Genomic DNA, 20895 nt, shown 5'->3' on the forward strand with positions numbered 1-20895 from the left:
CGGAAATTTGAAGAATTAAATTTTACGCCATTGATGGTAAAACATCTGTAAATAAAATACCTAATAATTCACCACCTTCAGGTCTTGCCCAATCCTGTGCGATTTCCGCCATTAAAGTATTGGTAGCCGTTAAAACTACACCAGCCTTTGCCATTCTTTGTTGACTTAAATCCTCACTCAAATTAAACGGTGAGCCTGATGCATCCATTACTGCCTGTACATTAAAGCCTTCTTCAGCTGCACTGATGGATGGGAAAACCAGGCACACATCAGTGGTTACTCCTGCCATAATTAAGTTTTTCTTTCCGGTGGCAATTACGGCATCATAAAAGCCTTTGTGTTCCCAGCAATTAACAATGCCTTCTCTTTTGACTCTCTTTTCAAAAGCATCAGGTAAAATTTCTGCGAGTTCAGGCATCAATGGACCTTGTGCTGCATATTCCTGACTGCTTGTAAATACAACAGGGATATTCAGAACTTTTGCCATTTTAGCCAAAGCCAATGTTTTCTTTTTGACTTCTTCTAAAGGAATGTTTTTAATCAGCTTCATTGTACCCACCTGGTGATCGATGAGTAATAATGCTGTATTTTCTGCTGTAAATTTTGTGTTGCTCATTGTTTTTGTTTTTATGATAGAACAAAGTTCGCTCAGGAATGAAAGGATACAAAGGGTAAAAAGTAGGTGAAATTGGTTAAAATATCCTGTAGATCAGAATAACTGATTATTCGAAATAATTAAGAGGATAAAATTGGTTCCCATACGTTTCTCCGATAGCTTCTACTTCCTCAGGACTGGCGACACTTAATTCCTTGAACATACTGTCAAATCCCGCAGGAATAACTGTACATATCAGTGTTGCTTCTATCTCAGAAGTGTTTTTGAATGCATGAATTGCACCTCCGAGTGGAATGTTTATAAAAGCTCCCTTTTTTGCATAGTACTTACCATCTTCAGTACGAAATTCCATTTCACCTTCTGCCACATAAAAAGTTTCCTGAACATCTTTATGCGCATGAGGGATGGGGCCGCTACCAGAAGGTACCCGCATTTCAATTACAGCATAATTACCATTTGTTTGCTCCCCGCTAATAAGTATCCGGTATTTACTACCTGCTACCAAAAGGAAATTTTCCTCATTGTTACCAACGGTGGTAATAGCATTAGAGTTTTTCATTCTTTATGAGTTTAAAAAAGGTTGTAATGCAGTAAATAATGCATCAGGTGCTTCTTCCGGAACGAAATGACCGCAGGCCGGAATGATTACTTCGGAAACATCATCTGCAAGCAATCTCATGTCATTTGCAGTAAAGCTATTGCACGCTACTTCTCCTGCTACAGCTAAAACGGGAATGGCTATTTTCTTTGTTTTCCGCTGCCTGTTCTGAGCCATATCCGTATCAATAACCCGGTAGTATTCAAAACTGGAACGAAGCCTTTCCGGACTGGATTTCAGGATATCAACATAATAGGATACAGCATAGGCAGGAATTGCATCAGGACTAGCTGCTTTTGTGGCGAACTGGTACTTAAAATAAATATCTTCCCGCCCTCTCACTAATTGTTCATTAATATCATCTACTCTATTGAAAGCAAAATGCCATAAGAAATCATTTAGTGGTTTAACGGATAGCATAGTAAACCAATCCTCAACACCCGGTATAACGGCATCTACAACCGCTAAACGAGTCAATCTGTCCGGATGGTCCGCAGCCAGGGCATACCCGGCCCACATACCTAAGTCATGACCTACCACACTAAATTTTTCATATCCCAGAATGGTCATAAACTTTGCCAGATCATTGGCAATTGTGGCAGAATCATACCCCGATGGTGTTGTATCAGATAAGTTAAAACCTCTTGCGTCAACTGCTACAACAGTGTATTGTTTAGCCAGTTCAGGCATTATAAACCGCCATTGATACCAGGTTTGTGGCCAGCCCCCAATAAGCAGTACTACCGGGCCACTGCCTCCGATGACCGCGTGTAACTTTACATCATCGGTTTGTACAAAAATGCTTTCGAACATTGCGCAAAACTCATCACTAAGATTTGGTAAACTACGGAGATAGGATGGATCATTACTTGTTATATTCTTATTTCTGGAATTCATATTGTATGTATTTATATTTTATTGCCACTGTACATTCCTTCCTTGTATATTTCAGCTTCTTCATCCGTAACAAACAAAACCAATTCAGCATCTTCTTCACCTGCATGAATAGTTACAGGTTCGTTTTTAATGATAAGCCCTTCTCTTTTTTCTAAGCTGATATTTCCATTTACCTTTACTTTTCCATTGAATACATACAACAAAGCTGTTAGGTTACTCTTTGGTAGTTCGGGCAAAATAGCCTGTGATTTTTTTGAGATTTTCATATCGAACAACCATGTCTGGCTGCTAAACTGAAATGTTGTAGCGTTGGTTGGAGAAGCGAGAAGCCGCCACTTGTTCTCGCTGTGCAGGTTTTCCAGCTCAAGAAATATTACTTCTGGTTGTAAGTCTTTCTTTTGCGGACGGATAAAGATCTGTAATCCTTCCAAAGGCTCACCTTCGCCTATTATTTTTTCTTCATGATAGAATGAACGACCGGCCTTCATCAACATGATCGTGTTTCCACCAATAATTTTTACAAACCCTTCTGAATCCTTGTGCTCAGCTTTTCCTGTACGGAAATAAGAAAGTATTTCATCATTGACATGTGGATGCATGGCAATAAGAGTATTCCCCTTGATAAAAGCATGGTCGATCCGTCCAATGCTACCTATTCCTGTATCTGCTTTTGAAACAACGGTACCTGGATAGAGGATAGAAATCGGACCGTGACCAACAAAATTTGTTTTACTTATTTTCTGTAACATTATTAATTCATTTATAGTGTGATAACTCAATAACTAATAAATCAGTCGATTGTTTGAATAAAACAACAACCGGCTCTTTTCCTGATATAGCTAAGCCATCGCGGTAGTTGAGAATCTGACCGCCTGCTGTTGCCTGTCCCTGCAACACAAAAAGATATACATCATTCTCTTCATTGTTTTTATGATAAGTATGTTGTGCTTCTGCCTCAAATGTTCCTCTGCTGATCCATACCTGTTGTTTAATCTTCATACTGTTTCTTTCACCATCAGGAGAAACCAATAGCTGGAATTGATTTTCTGCACAACTTTTTATTTCCTGATAGTTAGTTTCTCCATCTTGCGTCTCAGGTGTAAACCATATTTGTAGCAGATCAGCTTCCTCTGTAAGTGAACCATTGAATTTGGTTATTTCTGTCCCCGAACCTGAACTTAGCAGCTGTACAGTATCCTGTGTTAAAACGTGTCTGGAGCCGGTATTATCTTTTGAGATAACTGTTCCTGCAAGTACAAGACTGAACACTTCGATATGCTGGAGAGGGAAAGTGCATGTTTCTGAATTGCCAGGCATATAGCTAAGATTATCCAGCGCTATCATAGCGCCTAACGGTCTCCGGTTCGGCGCAGGTGGATAATAGGAATGGAAGCTCTGATATAATTTTACGCCACCTAAGTCCCTGAAACTTCTGGTCGTCTCCGGGTGATAAATGAGATGCATATCATAATGTAATTTTTATGAGACAAAGGTCGCTCAGGAATAAAGGGCAGGAAAGGGCAAAAAGTAGGTGGAATTGGCCAAAATGTCCTGTAGATCAATCAGGATAGTTGTTTTCGATAATCAAGAGGGGAGTGGCTGGTTAAGTTCTTAAAGAACTTCCCAAAAGTAGACTGGTCATTAAAGTTCAGTTGATCGGCCACCTGGGCAATAGTTAAGTCTTTATTTTGCAATAGTATCTTTGCTTCCAATAGTACCATTTCATCAAGCCACTCACCGGCAGTTTTTCCACTCTCTTCTTTTATTACAGTGCTAAGATATTTTGGCGAAACAAATAGTTTTTGTGCATAATAGCTGACATTACGGTGTCTCATAAAGTCGCTGGCCAATTGTTTCTTAAATTCAAAAAGAAGCTGTTGATTTCGGGTAAGTGATATAGAAGGCTGTAAATCCTGTGCTTCCTGTACAGATGCTATTACGTCTAAAATAATATAAATAAGACTACGGGCAATAGCTGGTGTTTTCGCAAATGATTCCTGGGTTGTTTGCTTGAAAAGTTGAAAATAAGTGCTTAATTTTTGATGTTCTGTGTTGTTCAGACCAACCACATGTTTGTCTTTGGAATAAAGAAACTCATATTGATCCAGATAAGCAATATTGGCTTGATTTTCCAGGAAGAAGTTTTTATCAAAGAAAATAGTTTGTGCTTCAAACTCCCCTGTTGTATGTAAAAAATGTCTGATAACGCTGGGGGCGATGATAAAGATGGCAGGAGCTACAATATGATTGTAAAAAAGATCTGTTTCGACTTTCAGTTCACCCTTGCTTAGAAGGCATATAGCGTAAGCCCTGGTACGATGTGGTTCAAAATTTATGCGTTCATATTGGGAGAATTCGTATAAAAAATAGTCGAGGGTTGCTAATTGAAGTCTTAGCTCTTTTGAAAGTGAATTATGGTCATATAATGAAATCCCCTGCATTCTCAAATATACTATTTTCGGGAATTGTATATATGTTTCAGCTTGCTGGTTAATAGTGAGTGTTTCTTTGGAATGTTCTTCTGTATCAATGCCTCAGTCGCAATCTCATTGCAGTAACAAATAAATCTTTTTGAAAATATAAAAAAATATTAATATTGAGCTGGATTTGTATCCGGGAAAGTTTGTGAGGGGGGAAATAACTGTTGTTCTCTGTAGTAATTGATCGTTGTTAACTGAGCTGTTCCCGGCAACCCAACCCTATACCTATATTATTCAACCTATGGTAAAACTTTACCTGCGAACACTCTTTTGCCGTTACATTAACCTGTTAACGTTATTAATTATTGGTCAGGCTGTTGCCGTGCATGCGGCGGACAGTGATTACGTTAAGACCCGTTTACCGGCCACCAATGTCATGACCACCAGTACGATGGAAAGCCGCAGCTTTCCGGATATAGATAAACAGCTGGTGCAGGAAACGCTGATAGCACCCGAAAGCGGTTTGTTCTCCGATGCCAACCTGCAAAGTATATACGACACCGACAGTAATGCTCACGTATACCGCGACATAGCTAAGGCAGAATTCGAGAAAATAGACAAGAATAACCGCTATGTCTCCTCCCTCTCGCCAGACGACCTGAATGAGCTGCCTATAGGGCTTTTTAGGAACGTTGGTAATACCACCGTGACGATTGGGGTGAGCAATGCTATGTTCTATTCCACCTATGCGGAACTTACGGTTTATGCCAAAGTGCAGATACCGCAGGAGCCACATGAGATCTTTTTTGGTATAAAAGGCCTTAAACTGTCGTACAAAGGTGGCATACTGGGTGATGCCAAACTGGTGCTGCTGGGTGATGTACCTATAAAGCTGGGCGGTGGTACGGCAGCCCTGATACTGAAAGGCGGCATGGATATGAATACCGGCCAGGGCCTTGATCTTACCTATGTAACAATAGATTGTAACGGCTTTAAGGAACTGGGGGTTAGCGGGGACCTGATGTTCCCGCGTAGCATGCTGGTGCCTTTAAAAGCAGATGGAGAACGGAATGCAGACACTACTGCACAGGTAAAGGCCTCATTCAATACTGTAGTGCGCGACTGGAATGATATACTCGTGAGCGTAGAACTGCCTGCATTTGAAATAACTCCCCTCAAGGGCGTAGGGTTCCGTATAGGCAAAGCTGTATATGACGGTAGCGACCTGCGTAACTCTCCGGACGTTGTATACCCCGCAAAATACCAGGAGCGATACATGCCTGCCGATGACCCTAATTTATGGCGGGGAGTATATGTGTCGGACCTGGAAGTAACGTTGCCCAAACAATTTATGTGGAGTAACCAGCCCGGCAAACGTGTTTCGTTTGGCGGCAAGAACATGATTATCGATAACAATGGTATCTCCGGTAACTTCTTTGCCAATAACATATTGCCGGATGGCAGCGCTGCCGGCTGGAGGTTCTCTGTGGACCATCTGGACATAGACCTGGTGGCCAACCACCTCACGGGCGCGGCGTTCAACGGTATGCTGGGCCTGCCAATGGCCAAAGCCCCGCTGGCTTATTCTGCTGTTATTACTGCTGATAATGAATATATACTGAAGCTGACCACCATTGATACGCTGGATTTTATGGTGTGGCGGGCAAAAGCTCAGTTAAACCCTAACTCCTGGGTACAGTTAAAATTATCTGACGGACATTTTGAGCCGGAAGCTATGTTGAATGGCTACCTGATTCTGGCATCGTCCCTGAAGGTAGATGACAACGGCAAACCTGTTGCCAAATTTAAAGGCATAGTGTTCCAGGAATTGCATTTGCAGGCCAAAGCACCCTATCTCACCGCCAAGTATTTTGGGTACAAGGATGAGAATACAATTTCCAATTTTCCGGTGGCCATTAAGGAAATCTCCCTGGAAACCAAGGACAGTACTACAGCCAACCTCAATATTGAGGTACGCTTTAACCTGATGGAAGGGAAATTTGGGGGTGATACCCGGTTGGCCCTGGTGGGAAAGTTTGACAACAGTAAAGGGCTGCAGACCTGGAAATTTGAGAAAATAAAGTTGGATTCTATTTCGCTGCATGCTGATTTGAGCAGTGCACTGAAGATATCCGGTTTACTGAGAGTATATGACGACGACGCCGTGTATGGCGATGCGATCAGCGGGGAGGTAAATGCGGATTTTATGCAGGGGAAAATAAAGGTAAAGACCCGCGCCATGTTTGGTTCCAAGGGTTTCCGTTACTGGTATGTAGATGGCAAGGCTGAATTTAAGCCCGGCATCGCAGTAGCCCCGCCCCTGGAAATATCAGGCTTTGGTGGCGGCGCCTATTACCGGATGAAAAAAGAAGGTATTGATACCATTGCTTCACCCACAGGTGTAAAGTATGTGCCGGATTCCACTGCAGGATTGGGCATTAAAGCCGCCGTGCTGTTTGATATGGTGAAGGACCAGGTAGTACATGGGGAAGTATCATTTGAAGTGGCGTTTAACCGTAGTGGTGGTATCAACTTCATGGGGCTGTATGGTTATGCTAAAATACTTGCCACATTACCGATGGGCAACATCACAAGTAAAGTGACTAAACAGTTTGCCAAACTGCAGGAACAGGAGCAGAATGCTATTGCCCAACTAGGGTCCGCTGGCAAAAAGCTGGAGGAATTAAAAGTATCTAATCCTTCAGGGGCCGCCGCCGCTATGGCGGGCGACGCCAATCTGTCCGCCGAAGTTGGCATCACTGCCTATGTAGGCATACAATATGATTTCACTACTTCTACACTGCACGGCAACTTTGATATGTTCATGAACGTAGCCAATGGTATGATGACGGGTAACTCCAGCGACAACCGCGCAGGCTGGGCCGTGATCCATATTTCGCCCAGCGAGTGGTACCTGCATATGGGGACACCCACCAATCGTTTAGGTACTAAGTTGTCCATAGGTGGTCTCGTCATTAAATCAGGTAATTACCTGATGGTAGGAGACAAGATACCCGCCTCTCCGCCGCCACCGCAGGAAGTAGCGGATATCCTGGGCGTAGACATGGAGGAACTGGATTATATGCGCGATGCCAATGCGCTGGGCGAAGGCCGGGGTTTTGCATTTGGCGCCAGCCTTAGCGTAGAAACGGGCGATATCAATTTCCTGATACTGTACGCCAACTTTAAAGCGGGCGTAGGCTTTGATATCATGCTGAAAGATTATGGGGATGCGCATTGCGTGGGCAGCACCGATAAGATAGGCATAGACGGCTGGTATGCTAACGGTCAGGCCTATGTGTACCTGCAGGGTGAGTTAGGTGTGAAAGTAAACCTGAAATTCATCAAGGCCAGGGTACCACTGATATCCGGGGCAGCAGCCATGCTAATGCAGGCTAAACTACCCAACCCCACCTGGTTAAGAGGATACATGGCTGTTAAATTCAGCGTGCTGAACGGCCTGGTAAAAGGTAATATGCGGATGAAGGTGGTCATTGGCCATGAGTGCGAGATCGTTACGGGCAACAACAGTCCGGTAGATGTGAAGATCATATCCGACATCAAGCCATCTGCCAACTCCACCGGGGTAGACGTATTCACCGCACCACAGGCCGCCTTTAATATGCGTATAGGTCAGCCTTTTGAGGTAGAGGATGACAATGGCACAAAGAACTACCGCGCCAGACTAACATCCTTTACAGTTACAGATGCCGGTCAGCCAATAGCCGGCCGCCTGGAATGGAACAGCAATAATGACGGTGTTTCCTTCTTCTCCAAAGAGATACTGCCTTCTCAAAAACCGCTGACCGCCATTGTGAAAGTGGCCTTTGAAGAGCAGCTGGACAACGGTAACTGGCAAACGGCCTATGTAGATGGTAAACCGGGTGAGGAAGTCGATACAGTGAACTTTACTACCGGTACCGCGCCGGATTATATACCACTGCAGAATATCGCATATGCGTACCCGGTAGTGAACCAGCAGTACTTCTATAAGGATGAATCTGATAAAGGCGTTATTAACCTGAGTATGGGACAGGCCTACCTGTTTGACGCCAGATGGCAATATGCGATCAATTTTAAAGATGCCGCCGGTCAGATCACTAAAGTGGATATGACATATGACTCCGTTTCACAAACGCTTCATTTTACCCCGTCGGCCCTGAAGGCGAATTCTGCTTACCAGTTTGACGTAATAGCCATCCCGCCCGGCGCACAAAGCACGGATGCGGTGGCAGCTTACCAGCAGCAGCAGGATGCGGGTGAGGACGGCAGCTATTCTGTGGCTAATAACCAGGCACAGACAGTTTCCAGAGGCGACGTGGCCAAATCATTGCTGCATTATGGTTTCCATACCAGTCAATTCAGCACGTTTGCGGAGAAGATGCAATCGCTGCATTTGAAAGATGGCGTAGGCGAAACAGTATCCACGGATGTAATACGCCTGCTGGCAGATGTAGGCGAATATGAAGGTTTTGAAGTAGCGGAAATGACCGGTACCAATTACACCGGGTACAAACCGATGGTAAATGTGGAAGCGGTGATGGATGATGCATATTATACAAGTGACATCAACCCGCTGTTATATGCCAACTATCCTATTGATAACAACATCCTGATTAATAACCGTAATACGGATGAATTAGGAGTAAGTCCCAGTAAGGCCCTGATATTGACGCCCACTTACCTGGCGGAGGCATCTACCGGTAAAGTGACCAGCTGGATAAAAACAAGATTGCCGTATATCTATAACCTTCCACAGGTGTACAGACTGGACTTCACTGAGTTGCAATACAAAGTAGTAAACAGGTACCTGGGCAAACCGGATGCCTTCAAATATGACTACCTGATAAACGGGCATTTCCCTTTTATACGGTATGGCGCCTACAAAGTACAATACCAATATGTGCTGCCTGACGGTACGAAAACCAGCAGTGCTGTATTTAATTATCACAATCCATTTAAAACCACCGGCTTCTAATGCGCAGGCTATCTTTTATATTGCTTATACTTACCGCTGTTATGCCGCTGCGCGCCCAGCGTAAAGACAGTTCCAGGATAGCGGTTACTGCCAGCGCCCGGCAATACAGCATATTGCTGCGCTGGGGCATGACCACCTCCCGTGCCTGGAAACAGGGCAACCAATATGGCTTTGAGCTTACCCGCTATACCGTTACCCGGGATGGGAAGCTATTGCCATCGCCGGAGGTTAAAGTATTGAATTCCCAACCGCTACGGCCCAAACCATTAAACGAGTGGGAAAATATCGTGCAGCATGACCAGTATGCCGCCATCATTGCGCAGGCATTGTATGGTAAGGACTTTGAAGTTAGTGGTGGTGGTGATAAAGGCATTGCAAGCATCATGGCACAGTCGGCCGAGCAGGAACAGCGTTTCTCACTCTCCCTATATGCTGCAGACAATAGTTTTGAAGCCGCTGTGATGGCGGGTTGGGGTTGGGAAGACAAGGAAGCCCGCCCCAATGAGAAATACCTGTACCGGGTAAGGTCTCTCAACGATTCTGCCGGCGTGTTCATTGGCATACAGGACTATGCGCCGCTGCCGGTACCAGGAGATGTAGGTGCTGTGTTTGGTGATAAACAGGTAGCGCTTAGCTGGGATTACAGTCTTTTAAAACATTACTATACCTCCTGGATAGTGGAACGTTCCAAAGACGGAGGGAAGACCTTTGCACCGGCCCGCTCTCTGCCAGTGACCAACCTCAATGAAAAAGAGGGCAAGCCTTCTCCCCGTATGTATTTTATAGACTCGCTGGAAGACAACAACACGGTGTACCAATTCAGGGTAAGGGGTATTTCCGCTTTTGGCGAAAAGGGACCTCCTTCTGCAGTAACCACCGGCAAGGGCAGACATGTATTGATATACGTACCCAACATCCGCAGCAACGAGATCTCCGCACAGGGAAAAATGACGCTTACCTGGGAGTTTGAAACGGCGGGTAACACAATTATCAAAGGTTTTGCGTTGAACCAGGCCGCGCGTGAAAATGGGCCTTACAAGACGGTGCTGACCAATATTGCCCCGGATCAGCGTAGCCTGCAATATGATCAGCTGTTGCCCTCCAACTATTTTACCATTACGGCAGTGGCGAAAGAGGGCGAATCTACGACCTCGTTCCCGGTGCTGGTGCAACCGGTAGATTCTACTCCGCCCGCACCGCCTGTAGGGCTTGCAGCTACTATTGACAGCAATGGTGTGGTAACGCTTAGCTGGAAAGCCAATACGGAAAAGGATATGTTTGGGTACAAAGTATTCCGCGCCGGCAGACTGAATGAAGAACTGTCGCCCTTAGTGGATTCCATCTATATGAATACCGTTTATAAAGACACGGTTCCCGTAAAATCCCTTAACAGAAAAATATACTATGCAGTAGCCGCATTGGATAAACGGTATAACCAATCCGGCTATTCCGCTATCCTGGAACTGAAGAAACCGGATGTGGTGCCACCTACCGCTCCGCTGTTCAGCGCCTATAAGGTAGAAGATGGCCTGGTAAAACTATCCTGGGTGAACAGTGGAGATGAAGACATAGACGCGCACCTCCTGTACCGGAAAGCCCGTGCGGATACCAGTCGTAAGTGGGTATTACTGCAAACGTTCCGGGATGGCACCCAATATTACGTGGACCGGTTTGCCGAAGGCGGGCAGACCTACACTTACATACTGATGGCAAAGGACAGCAGCGGTCTTGAATCGCCGCCTACCCAACCCATTACCGTAACAGTACCGGCAGACCCGGGTGGTATCAGCATAAAGGCGGTGAATGTCTATGTGAACCGGGAACAGCGCTACATTGAACTATCCTGGAAAGACAATAACGATGGTATAAACGAATACCAGTTATATAAAGGCGCAGGCAGCCAGTCGCTTAGCCTCTGGAAGGTGGTTCCGGCAAATGTGAAAATGGTCGTAGACGAATCACTGAAGATCAATACTGTTTATGAGTATGGCGTACGGGCTGTGAACAAAAACGGTTTAAGCGGCCCGCTTAAGAAAGTTCAAACAAGTTATTAATACCCTGCATACCTCTTACTTATGCGACCTATGATAAAAAGAACCCTATTGTTGTTATGTCTTCCACTGCTGGCGTTTACCGGTAGGATAAGCGCACAGCAACAAGCCAGATACCAATTGACAGTTGACAACGCCATCATGGGCTTCGGCAGTACGGCGGTCTGCAATAGTCTCTATGAATTATCTGTAGTCTATGCCAACGGCTCAGCAAATATGCTGTCATCAGGATACCTGAATGATCTCCCTGTTGGCGTGGTGAGAACTATACCCACCAAGACAATTGTCTTTTCCGCAGATAATCCGGTAACAGGTTTTGCAACCTGGGGCAAACGATTCTCTGCATGTAATAAAACAGAGGCATCAACCTATGATGGTTACGATTTTCCCAACATCGATCGTACTTGTTATGATGTTTATATTGGCGGTTTATTTCCAGGCTTTCACCAGGAATCAAGTATACATGCGACCATTAAGCCGCTTTCCAATGTATACAATTTAGAGATTGTGACAAATGAACCATATCCCGGCAATTCGGCTATGGATTATGATGTATCGGCGTACTATACAGACGGCACATCTGAGCAGCTATTCGCCTTTATATGGACTGCTGCGAACACTACCACGTTTACCCCTGTCTCCAGGACGTTCAATGCGGTGCACAGCAGTGCCAAAAAAATATCGTACATACACGTTGCCAGCTATGCGATAGTAAAAGGTACGGCGTTATTTAAAGCGATAGACATTCCTTTTGACGACCAAATTCCCGGCGTAGATTATGATAAAACAATTTCAGATGTATTCTCACAGATAGGCGGTAGCATTAGAGTGACCTATAATAAGGTCATGACTGACATCGTATATGGTCCGGTAGCCGGCTCCAATATACTACCTACTGATCAGGAGATCACGCTCACCGGCCCCTCCGGGATACCAACCTCGCAATACATCTGGCAATACCAGGTTGATAATGGCGCCTGGCAGTACCTGACTTCCAATACCAACCCTTTACGCATATCCGGCAAAAGTCTTTTTGGAGCCAGCTGGGAGCAAAACCTCAACAAATTAGTACGGGTTAAAATGATACCAGCCTGTGCCCCGGACCGGGAATCCGCCACGGTTACACTGGACTACCGGCTGTCGGCACCGATTATTACGAGCGTGACACCAAAAAACATTTCCTGTACCGGCGCTAATGATGGTGGTTTCTCTGTCACTTTTGACCGCCCCTTATATCCCGGTGAAACGTTGAACATGGAAGTGAAGGACCTGCGGGTAGGTACCGGCGGTACCCTGCACAACGACATAAGTACCAGTATAGCAGCAGATGGCACCTATACCTGGCCCACCAATACTTTATCCGCCAGTGACTACCAGATAACAGTCACCGGAGGCTATAACGGCCGCCCTACCTCAATTGAGGGAGTGAGCCCATCTACCTTTACGCTGACGGAACCCACGCAGGTCACGTTTTCCACTCCCACACCTGCCAATGTAAAATGTTACGCTGGTAGTGATGGCAGCATCAGCCTCAGCGCCAGCGGAGGATGGGGAGGATATGTGGCCTGGTATAAAGAGGCCGCAGATAACAGTTATCGGACGCAGCCGTTCAATGCGAATACTAATACCATCAACGGTCTGAGCATGGGCGACTACCTGGTACAGGTAAAAGACCAGAACGGATGTCCCGGTAAAGCGCCTTCCGGCAACACGGAGGTTAACGTCAACATTAAACAACCGGATGTTCCCCTGGCCGTGGATGCAACTTCCATCACTAACCCTAAAGCATACGGCTATACGGATGGTAGCATTACGGTACACCTGAAGGGTGGCACTCCAAATGCAGATGGTTCCTATAATATTGAATGGCGGAAAGCAGATGGCACTTTATTAACGCCTGTAAACACTGCAGACGGCAACGGTATATATACCACCACTATCAGCAACCAGGCAGACGGCGATTACACGCTGACTGTCACAGACGCTAATTATAACGCTGCAGCCACTGACAGCAGGAATGGCTGTACGCTCAATAATACCTTTGTACTTACCCAACCGCCGCTATTGGTAGCCAATATACAGATCAAGGACAGTGTTAGCTGTACCGGCAAGACTGATGGCAGGCTTACTGCACAGGTAAGTGGCGGTATACCATTTAAAACCCCGCCTTATTATACCTACGAATGGTACCAGGTGTTGAACGGCACGACCGTACCTATCGGACAAACGGAGATGACGGCAGTTGACCTGCCCGCCGGTCTGTACCAGGTAAAAGCTAAGGATGCCAATGGCATCACTATACTATCTGATACTACAGATCTCGTAGATCCGGCTCCGTTACAGGTACAATTCAACACCACGCCCGCCACTTGTTATGATGGCAGCAATGGTACGCTGGAAGCCCTGGTAAGCGGCGGTACAACGCCATACCGGTACAACTGGAGCAATGGCAGTCAGGCCGCCCATAATACCGGTTTACATGCCGGCACGTATACTGTGGATATAACGGATTACCATGGCTGCCCCTTATCAGGTGATTCCGCAGTAGCACAACCCGCCGCTCCGTTGCAGGTGGTACAGCCGGTATTGACCCGGCCCCTTGCCAATGGTTATTCGGATGGTAGTATTAAAATACTGCTGCAGGGTGGTACCCCTACATACAACGTTAGCTGGCAAAAGGTGGATGGCACGCCATTGGGCAGTGGTACCGGCCAGGTAGTGGCCGGTGGTTATGAAAACCTGTTGTCCGGTATACCTGCAGGCGATTATACCGTTACCATCACAGACGCTAACTATACCGGTCCTGATCCTAACATGCAGGGTTGTACGGTGATTGCCAGCTTCTCATTAAACGAACCGCCCCCGCTGGAGGTAACCATCGCAGAACAGCATTATGTATCCTGCAAGGGAGATGCAGATGGGGTGCTGACAGCTACGGCCAGTGGTGGCGTACGCATAGACGGCCCGCTGCCATATCGCTTTGCCTGGTATAAGGGTAATAACGCCATTGGGCAAACGACACCAACGGCCAGCGGGTTAACAACCGGTACCTATAAAGTGATCATTACAGACTCGAACAATATTGAAAAAGCAGCTGTACCCTTCGTACTCGTTGAGCCGAACGTGTTGCAGGTACAACTGACCACCACACCGGTAACCTGTGCCAGTGGACAGGATGGCGCGGTAACTGCCACAGTTACCGGCGGTACTGCTCCCTTCAATTATGAATGGACCAATGGCGAAATCACCAGCAGTATCAGCAACTTAACAGAAGGTGCTTACCTGGTGTTTGTAAAAGACGTACGCGGCTGCGAAACGCAAAACAAGGCTGATGTATTTATACCCAATGGCATGGTGATAAATGCAGACATCACAGCGCCGATGTGCGCGGGTTATTGCGATGGCGCCATTAATACACTAATCAGCGGGGGCATTCCTCCCTACCAGTATGCGTGGAGCAACGGCGCCACCGGCAACAGGATAGATCAGCTATGTGCAGGCAAATACACCCTTACCATCCAGGATGCCAACAACTGTAAACGCGTACAATCCTTTAACCTGCCTGATGCATCGCCGCTGCAGGTGCAGCTGGGGGCCGACAAAACCCTTTGTAACGCTCAAAGCTATACGGTAAATGCTGCTATAACAGATCCTGTTGCTACTTATACCTGGGGTGGCCAGCCCACCTTCCAGGCGGCTACACCACAGGTTACACTCAGCAAGACCGGGAAATACTGGGTAAGCGTTATGGACGGCAAAGGTTGTATTGGCCATGATACGATTAACATACAACAACAGGAAACGGATATAGCGGCAGAATTTGTGGTATCCACACAGGTATTCCGTAATGAAGAGGTGTCGCTGGTCAATATCAGTCATCCTCTGCCGGAGCGTACGCTGTGGGAAATACCGTCCAACATAACGGTGTTGCAGAACACCACGCTATTGGCCTCACTGCGTTTTGCGGACACTGGCGTGTATCGCATCCGCTTACATTCCTATACCGGTGAGTGTGAACAGGTGTTCACCAAAGACATCGCCGTACTGGAACCACAGTCCCTGCCGGCCCCGGGCGGCGCACAGCAGCCATTCATTACCGCATTTGAAGTATTGCCCAATCCTAATACCGGACAATTCACTGTGCGTGTGACTTTGGATAAAGCATCGGAGATACGCCTGCGCCTGTTCAATATCATCAGCAACCAGCTGGTGAATGACCGTAAGGAAAGCTCAAGCGCGCAATTCAACATAGGCTACCAGCTGAATATAACGGCAGGCACCTATGTGTTGCTGCTGGAAACGCCGCTGGGCAATGCAATAAGGAAGATCATCATAACTCAATAAAGAAGATACCGTTGACAGCTAAACGCAGTATACAAATAGCCGTGGTCATATTATTATGTATGATATGCCGCCCGCTTGCCGCACAGCAATACCCGGTGAGAGTACAGGTTCAGACCCTGCAGCCGGTATCCGCACAGCTCAGCAACCTGTATAACGGCTCACAGGCCAGGATGATCGTTACCCTGCTGAATACCGATTTGCAGAAGCCGACGCTGAACGTGCGCCTGCGGCTGAACATCAAGGGCACTACAGTGTCCTTGCGCAACCGCGACTATGGTTCTTATCCCCTGGTGCAGCTGGACGCCGGGTTGCCGGTACAGCTGTCGCTGAACGACCTGGCACCCTATTTTAACCTGGACAACATGGAAATATCCGGCATACCCCGTTCGCAGTTATTACAGAGCGGTAAGCTGCCGGATGGTTTTTACACCTTTTGCGTGGATGTGGTGGAAGCCAACAGCGGACAACTGATCAGCAATGATAAACAGAGCTGCGCGCCTCCTGTATGGATCAGCACCAGCGAACCGCCTTTGCTGAACCTGCCGCGTAAGGGAGAAGCCGTAGCGTTCCGTGAGCCGTTGAACATTGTGTTTAACTGGACACCCCGGCATATGGGGAGTCCGAATGCCGCTTTCCTGACAGAATACGAGTTTACACTGGTAGAATTATGGGATACGGCTATTTTACCGGAGGCCGCTTTTGGCACCATGCCGCCGTTGTACCAGACTAACACCAACGCCACTACTTTATTATACGGTCCGGCAGAACCGCCACTGCTACCCGGCAAACGTTATGGCTGGCGGATACGCGCTATAGCGAAACTGGGCGCGGATGTATTTGACGTATTTACCAATAATGGCTATAGCGAGATCTTCTACTTCACCCTGCAGGAAGATTGTCAGCCTCCGCAACAGGTAGCCGCCACTGTAGCCAATGGTGAAGCCACCATTACCTGGGCACCCCAGCCGAAGATGTTTGAATACCTGGTGGAATACCGTGAGCAGGATAATGACAAAGCAGAATGGTTTAATGTAAAAAGCGACAGCACTCAGGCGGTAATCCGAGATGCCATACCCGGTCATAAATATGAATACCGTGTAGGCGGCTCCTGTAGCCTGGGTAGTAAAACACTGGGAGAATTGCACGCCTTTGAGATGCCGGCGAAGAATGCTGTGGACAGTGGTTCCTGCGGCCTTTTATCAGACATTAAACTGGCTAATGATACCGCCTTAAAAACGCTGAAGCCGGATGATCAGATCATGGCGGGCGATTTTCCTGTGCGGTTCATGACATTAAAGAACAGTGGGGCTTCGTATAGTGGCACTGGTTATATCACGATCCCATTCCTGGGATACAACCGGGTGAAGGTGAAGTTTGACAATATACAGGTGAATACAAACCGGCAGTTGATGAAGGGGATGCTGATGACGACGTTTGATTCAACGAAACTGCAGGGAACAAATGTAGATTCTGTGATACAGGCGATTGTCAACCTGGCCAGCGTGATCAATGACCTGATACAGTTGACAATAGATGCGGATTACCTGAAAGTAAAAGAGATGGCGGAGCAGATAAAAAAACTGGCGGAAGAAGAGTTGCCTGAAGATCTGAAGACGCGCATGAACCTGGCTGCAGATAACCTGGTGCAGGCGAAAGCTGAATATGACGCCGCGAAGAAAGAGTTAGATGATGCGAAGACACCGGAAGAGCGGGCCGCCGCACAAGGAAAGGTGGATGCGGCGAAGCAGAAATTTGAGGATGCGAAGAAGGAAGTGATAGCTGTGAATAAGGAGAAGGATGCGTTGATAGCTGCAGTGGCAGATGTGATGGTGAATGCCATCAAGGGGCTGAAATCGGATATGCAGGGAATGAACAAGCAAAGCGACCTGGATGATTATACTGCCAAATTAAAGAGGGAAATATTTGAGAACCAGGGACTGCAGGCAACTGTCTCTGAGGACATCCCGATCGTAATAGGCAACATAAAAGAAGTAACGTTGGCAACAGAAGATATGACCGACGACATAAAGAATTACAATAATCTTTCAGATCAGTATTTCGCGGCAAATGGTGCTGTCAAAGTCTACAAAATCGCTCAGGCGCTGCAGGCTTTTTACAGCGACGCTAACTCGATCAGCCAGTTCTTTGCCGCTGACAAAGCGCTGAACGGTAAGAGTATGCTGAAAACGATCATGGAGGAAAAGGAGAAAAACAAGAGTAACGAGGACTTAATAGCGGAGATCAAAGCATCACTGCTGGAAAGGATCATCATCATCATCAATGCCGAGTAACAAGTTATATATGAGACAGGTTTATCTAAGCATAAGGATTTTACTGCTGGTGTTATTTACCGCTACAAATGCAGTAAACGGCGCAACGCTTAATGACAGTACCATCGATGCCAAAGCTGCCAGCATCCGGGCAAAACTCGCTGCACAGATAGCAGTAAATGAACGTCTTATCCAGGAAGGGAAAGCATCACAGGCTAACTATATGATAATGGATGATGAACCGGCGCCGGTTTCCTTCTTCACCCATTTCACCAATGACAAAGTCAGAAAAATATGGATCAATAACGGATGGTTCGGTGAATCGATGACAAATGGTGACATATCATGGGACATTGACCGGGTGAATACCTGGATCAGCGAGCTTAGAAAGACATACCTCGACAACACGCAATACAAGGACTACAAGATATACTTTGTGTTATCTGGCATGTACAAGTATGACAATATTGATCTGGAGGAGAATATTGACTGGGCAACGGTACGCACCATATCATTTGACAATGAAATAAAAGATAAAAGCACAACGGATCTGAGCGGAAGTGAGAAAAAGATAGTTTACTCAGTATTAAACAAGATAATCAACGTCCCTGGTAATACCGCCTTTGCTAATATCTTCAAGAAGGACAAGTACATCGTTTGCTTCTTCTTTAATATGTATAAATACGGACTAGCCCAGTATTCCGTACAGGTAGCACAAGCTAACTCAGACCAAACCACAGCAAGGATCACGACACGGAACCGCCCCCAGGCATTTCTCATGGATGGCTATTTCCACAGTCCCGGTATAGACCAGAACCTGATAAATGCCCTGAAAAGTTATAACACCGCGCATTTAACGGGGGATGTCCCGGACGCGCAAAATACACTTGAAGGCCGTGCTAATTTTGTTAGTCAGTCTATTAGAAACGTCTTCACCTTTCTGGGCTCACAAAGCGGAGTTTCGCTGGCGAACCTCAATTGCGCACAATTACTGCCAAGGCTGGAACAGTTGTACGCGACGCCGTTGCCTAACGCTACCACAACTATTGAGGGATCAATGGTTGACCTTTCATTGGATACGCGCAAATGTCTGCTAACGGATTTGTCCAATTCTACCCTTTGCGGAGATGGGAGCAATAGACTTTTGCAGGTGAACTATTGTGAGAATATAATCATGGATATCTTCAGAAGTACGCCGGAAGATCAGCGGAAGCCCCTGTTAAGTTTCCTGAATGAAAATAACGGAGTATTACGACGTATCATCACTAAGATAAATGACCCTCATAAGGTATTAGGCGTTTCAACAGGTGGTGATGACAATTTCACGAACATGGTAGACACGTTGAGCCAATGGGCTTATAGGGCTTACGACAATGAGCTTTCGGCTATCAGCAAGAAGGTCGATAATTGCACCTACCTCTCTTATGACCCGGAGGCCGAATACAATAGTAATTCTAACAATGTGGTGGCAAAATATACCACGGATGACAGTCTGCGTTTCACCTTCCGGAACTACAATGGCCCTTGCGGCTATCAGCAAATTGACAGAAACGGTAATGTCAGCTATGGGGAGATAGAATTCGCCAGGGGACCATTTGAATTTGTGGGTATTATGCCTACTACTTATCTGCCATTTCAGTTCAAGGTTAATGGACAGCAGGTTGCCAAAAGACAAAAAGTATTTGTTCCGGCAATATTGCTATACAGTAACATCCTGAAAACTACACTTAGGGGTCCTGCAGAGAAGTTAGAATATATATACGAGGTAAGTACGTTCTTCCTGGAAGGACCTTTCATACTAACGGAGGGATCAACGCTCGCAAATATCCTTAAATTCAGTTCCGATGCTACATCATTGGCGTCTCTCGTGGCTAATGCTCCTAAAATTAAGGCACGGATATTAAGTGATCCTGATGGCCAAAAGATGCTTGATGCGATCGATGTTATCAGCAATCATCAATCCATTATTGGCAACATACATGATCCGGAGAGTATTGAATCGTCCACAGTCACCGCATTATACGAGGTGATCGACTTTTGGGTAAAGCTTAAAAAAGATGCGGAAGTTTGTTCTGACCCGAAATTCGGACAGATCAATGTCTTCATAAGTGCTGCGCAAAAGGCATTGGTAGAGGACAAGCGGATGTACCTCAACGACAAAAGGGCCAAGGCTGCTGAGATCGACGGACTATTTTTACCTATCAAATTCGAGGAGGGGTACCAGGCATTCAGGGAGTTTTATATCAACGATCCGCTGTCGACTATTGAATTGGCAGGTCCGGATTGGGACGCCCAGGTTGCAGCCTGGCGAGACCGAAATCTCTATAACATATCCGGAACCAAGAATATAGCACGCCTCATCTACCCATTTGGAGAATATCTTTGTACGAGCAGTAAACAATATAGTCCCAATATGGAAAATGCCAAGGCCGACAAATTTATCCCGAAATCATTCTATACTTTAATGGATGATGATAACAACAGGGTATTTAAACCCACAACATATCTAAAGAAATGGGATACGGATATAATAGCCCTGGAATATTATGCTGCTGAACAGAAGAAAAAAGGCCGTAACCCTGCTGATATTGAAGAGACGATAACAATGTATACGGATCTTATCACTTGCCCATCCTGCTCCTATGTACTGTGGCAGTTCCGGCAAATGTTCCCGAAAGTTAGATTACATATCGTTACCACTACCAAAATTCATTATTAAGC

Annotated in this window: 11 protein-coding genes; 5 read left to right on the forward strand and 6 right to left on the reverse strand. The window is 46.2% G+C overall.

The features are described from left to right. Positions 1 to 22: 22 nt before the first annotated feature. The 6 genes from BMW86_RS19820 to BMW86_RS19845 all read right to left on the reverse strand — a co-directional run bounded on the left by BMW86_RS19820 (position 23) and on the right by BMW86_RS19845 (position 4552). The gene (locus BMW86_RS19820; protein WP_089783442.1) at positions 23 to 616 is read right to left on the reverse strand and encodes an isochorismatase family protein; all 594 of its coding nucleotides are present in this window, start codon (positions 614 to 616) and stop codon (positions 23 to 25) included. Between the two features lie 106 nt (positions 617 to 722). Then, complete coding sequence (locus BMW86_RS19825) at positions 723 to 1175, reverse strand: cupin domain-containing protein (protein WP_089783443.1); 453 nt, start codon at positions 1173 to 1175, stop codon at positions 723 to 725. Between the two features lie 3 nt (positions 1176 to 1178). Continuing rightward, the gene (locus BMW86_RS19830) at positions 1179 to 2111 is read right to left on the reverse strand and encodes an alpha/beta fold hydrolase (RefSeq protein WP_089783444.1); all 933 of its coding nucleotides are present in this window, start codon (positions 2109 to 2111) and stop codon (positions 1179 to 1181) included. 11 nt (positions 2112 to 2122) lie between these two features. Next, complete coding sequence (locus tag BMW86_RS19835; RefSeq protein WP_089783445.1) at positions 2123 to 2860, reverse strand: pirin family protein; 738 nt, start codon at positions 2858 to 2860, stop codon at positions 2123 to 2125. 7 nt (positions 2861 to 2867) lie between these two features. Then, positions 2868 to 3575: a pirin family protein gene (locus BMW86_RS19840; protein ID WP_089783446.1), complete on the reverse strand. Its 708-nt coding sequence runs from the start codon at positions 3573 to 3575 to the stop codon at positions 2868 to 2870. Positions 3576 to 3673: 98 nt separating this feature from the next. Next, positions 3674 to 4552 (reverse strand): helix-turn-helix domain-containing protein, encoded by an 879-nt coding sequence (locus BMW86_RS19845; protein ID WP_089783447.1) that lies wholly within the window; start codon positions 4550 to 4552, stop codon positions 3674 to 3676. A 280-nt stretch (positions 4553 to 4832) separates the two neighbouring features. On the opposite strand from BMW86_RS19845, the gene BMW86_RS19850 reads away from it, so the two are divergent. Genes BMW86_RS19850 through BMW86_RS19870 form a run of 5 tightly spaced genes read left to right on the forward strand, consistent with a single transcriptional unit; the run spans position 4833 to position 20893 of the window. Further along, positions 4833 to 9509, forward strand: a complete 4677-nt coding sequence (locus BMW86_RS19850; protein WP_089783448.1) for a hypothetical protein — start codon at positions 4833 to 4835, stop codon at positions 9507 to 9509. Beyond that, a complete protein-coding gene (locus BMW86_RS19855; RefSeq protein ID WP_089783449.1) occupies positions 9509 to 11563 on the forward strand; it encodes a fibronectin type III domain-containing protein in 2055 nt (684 codons plus the stop codon). Before BMW86_RS19850 ends, BMW86_RS19855 begins: the two co-directional genes overlap by 1 nt. A 30-nt stretch (positions 11564 to 11593) precedes the next feature. After that, the gene (locus BMW86_RS19860; protein ID WP_177189315.1) at positions 11594 to 15904 is read left to right on the forward strand and encodes a hypothetical protein; all 4311 of its coding nucleotides are present in this window, start codon (positions 11594 to 11596) and stop codon (positions 15902 to 15904) included. A gap of 41 nt (positions 15905 to 15945) precedes the next feature. Further along, positions 15946 to 18195 carry a fibronectin type III domain-containing protein gene (locus BMW86_RS19865; RefSeq protein ID WP_143056626.1) on the forward strand — a complete coding sequence of 750 codons (2250 nt, stop codon included), beginning with the start codon at positions 15946 to 15948 and terminating at the stop codon, positions 18193 to 18195. 10 nt (positions 18196 to 18205) lie between these two features. Next, positions 18206 to 20893, forward strand: a complete 2688-nt coding sequence (locus tag BMW86_RS19870; protein ID WP_177189316.1) for a deaminase domain-containing protein — start codon at positions 18206 to 18208, stop codon at positions 20891 to 20893. Positions 20894 to 20895: the final 2 nt, after the last annotated feature.

The organism is Chitinophaga sp. YR573 (assembly GCF_900110995.1).
Classification (GTDB): domain Bacteria; phylum Bacteroidota; class Bacteroidia; order Chitinophagales; family Chitinophagaceae; genus Chitinophaga.

Coding starts and splice junctions, on each gene's coding strand:
- BMW86_RS19820 (WP_089783442.1), bottom strand. CDS start 616: ATGAGCAACACAAAATTTACAGCAGAAAATACAGCATTATTACTCATC.
- BMW86_RS19825 (WP_089783443.1), bottom strand. CDS start 1,175: ATGAAAAACTCTAATGCTATTACCACCGTTGGTAACAATGAGGAAAAT.
- BMW86_RS19830 (WP_089783444.1), bottom strand. CDS start 2,111: ATGAATTCCAGAAATAAGAATATAACAAGTAATGATCCATCCTATCTC.
- BMW86_RS19835 (WP_089783445.1), bottom strand. CDS start 2,860: ATGTTACAGAAAATAAGTAAAACAAATTTTGTTGGTCACGGTCCGATT.
- BMW86_RS19840 (WP_089783446.1), bottom strand. CDS start 3,575: ATGCATCTCATTTATCACCCGGAGACGACCAGAAGTTTCAGGGACTTA.
- BMW86_RS19845 (WP_089783447.1), bottom strand. CDS start 4,552: ATGCAGGGGATTTCATTATATGACCATAATTCACTTTCAAAAGAGCTA.
- BMW86_RS19850 (WP_089783448.1), top strand. CDS start 4,833: ATGGTAAAACTTTACCTGCGAACACTCTTTTGCCGTTACATTAACCTG.
- BMW86_RS19855 (WP_089783449.1), top strand. CDS start 9,509: ATGCGCAGGCTATCTTTTATATTGCTTATACTTACCGCTGTTATGCCG.
- BMW86_RS19860 (WP_177189315.1), top strand. CDS start 11,594: ATGATAAAAAGAACCCTATTGTTGTTATGTCTTCCACTGCTGGCGTTT.
- BMW86_RS19870 (WP_177189316.1), top strand. CDS start 18,206: ATGAGACAGGTTTATCTAAGCATAAGGATTTTACTGCTGGTGTTATTT.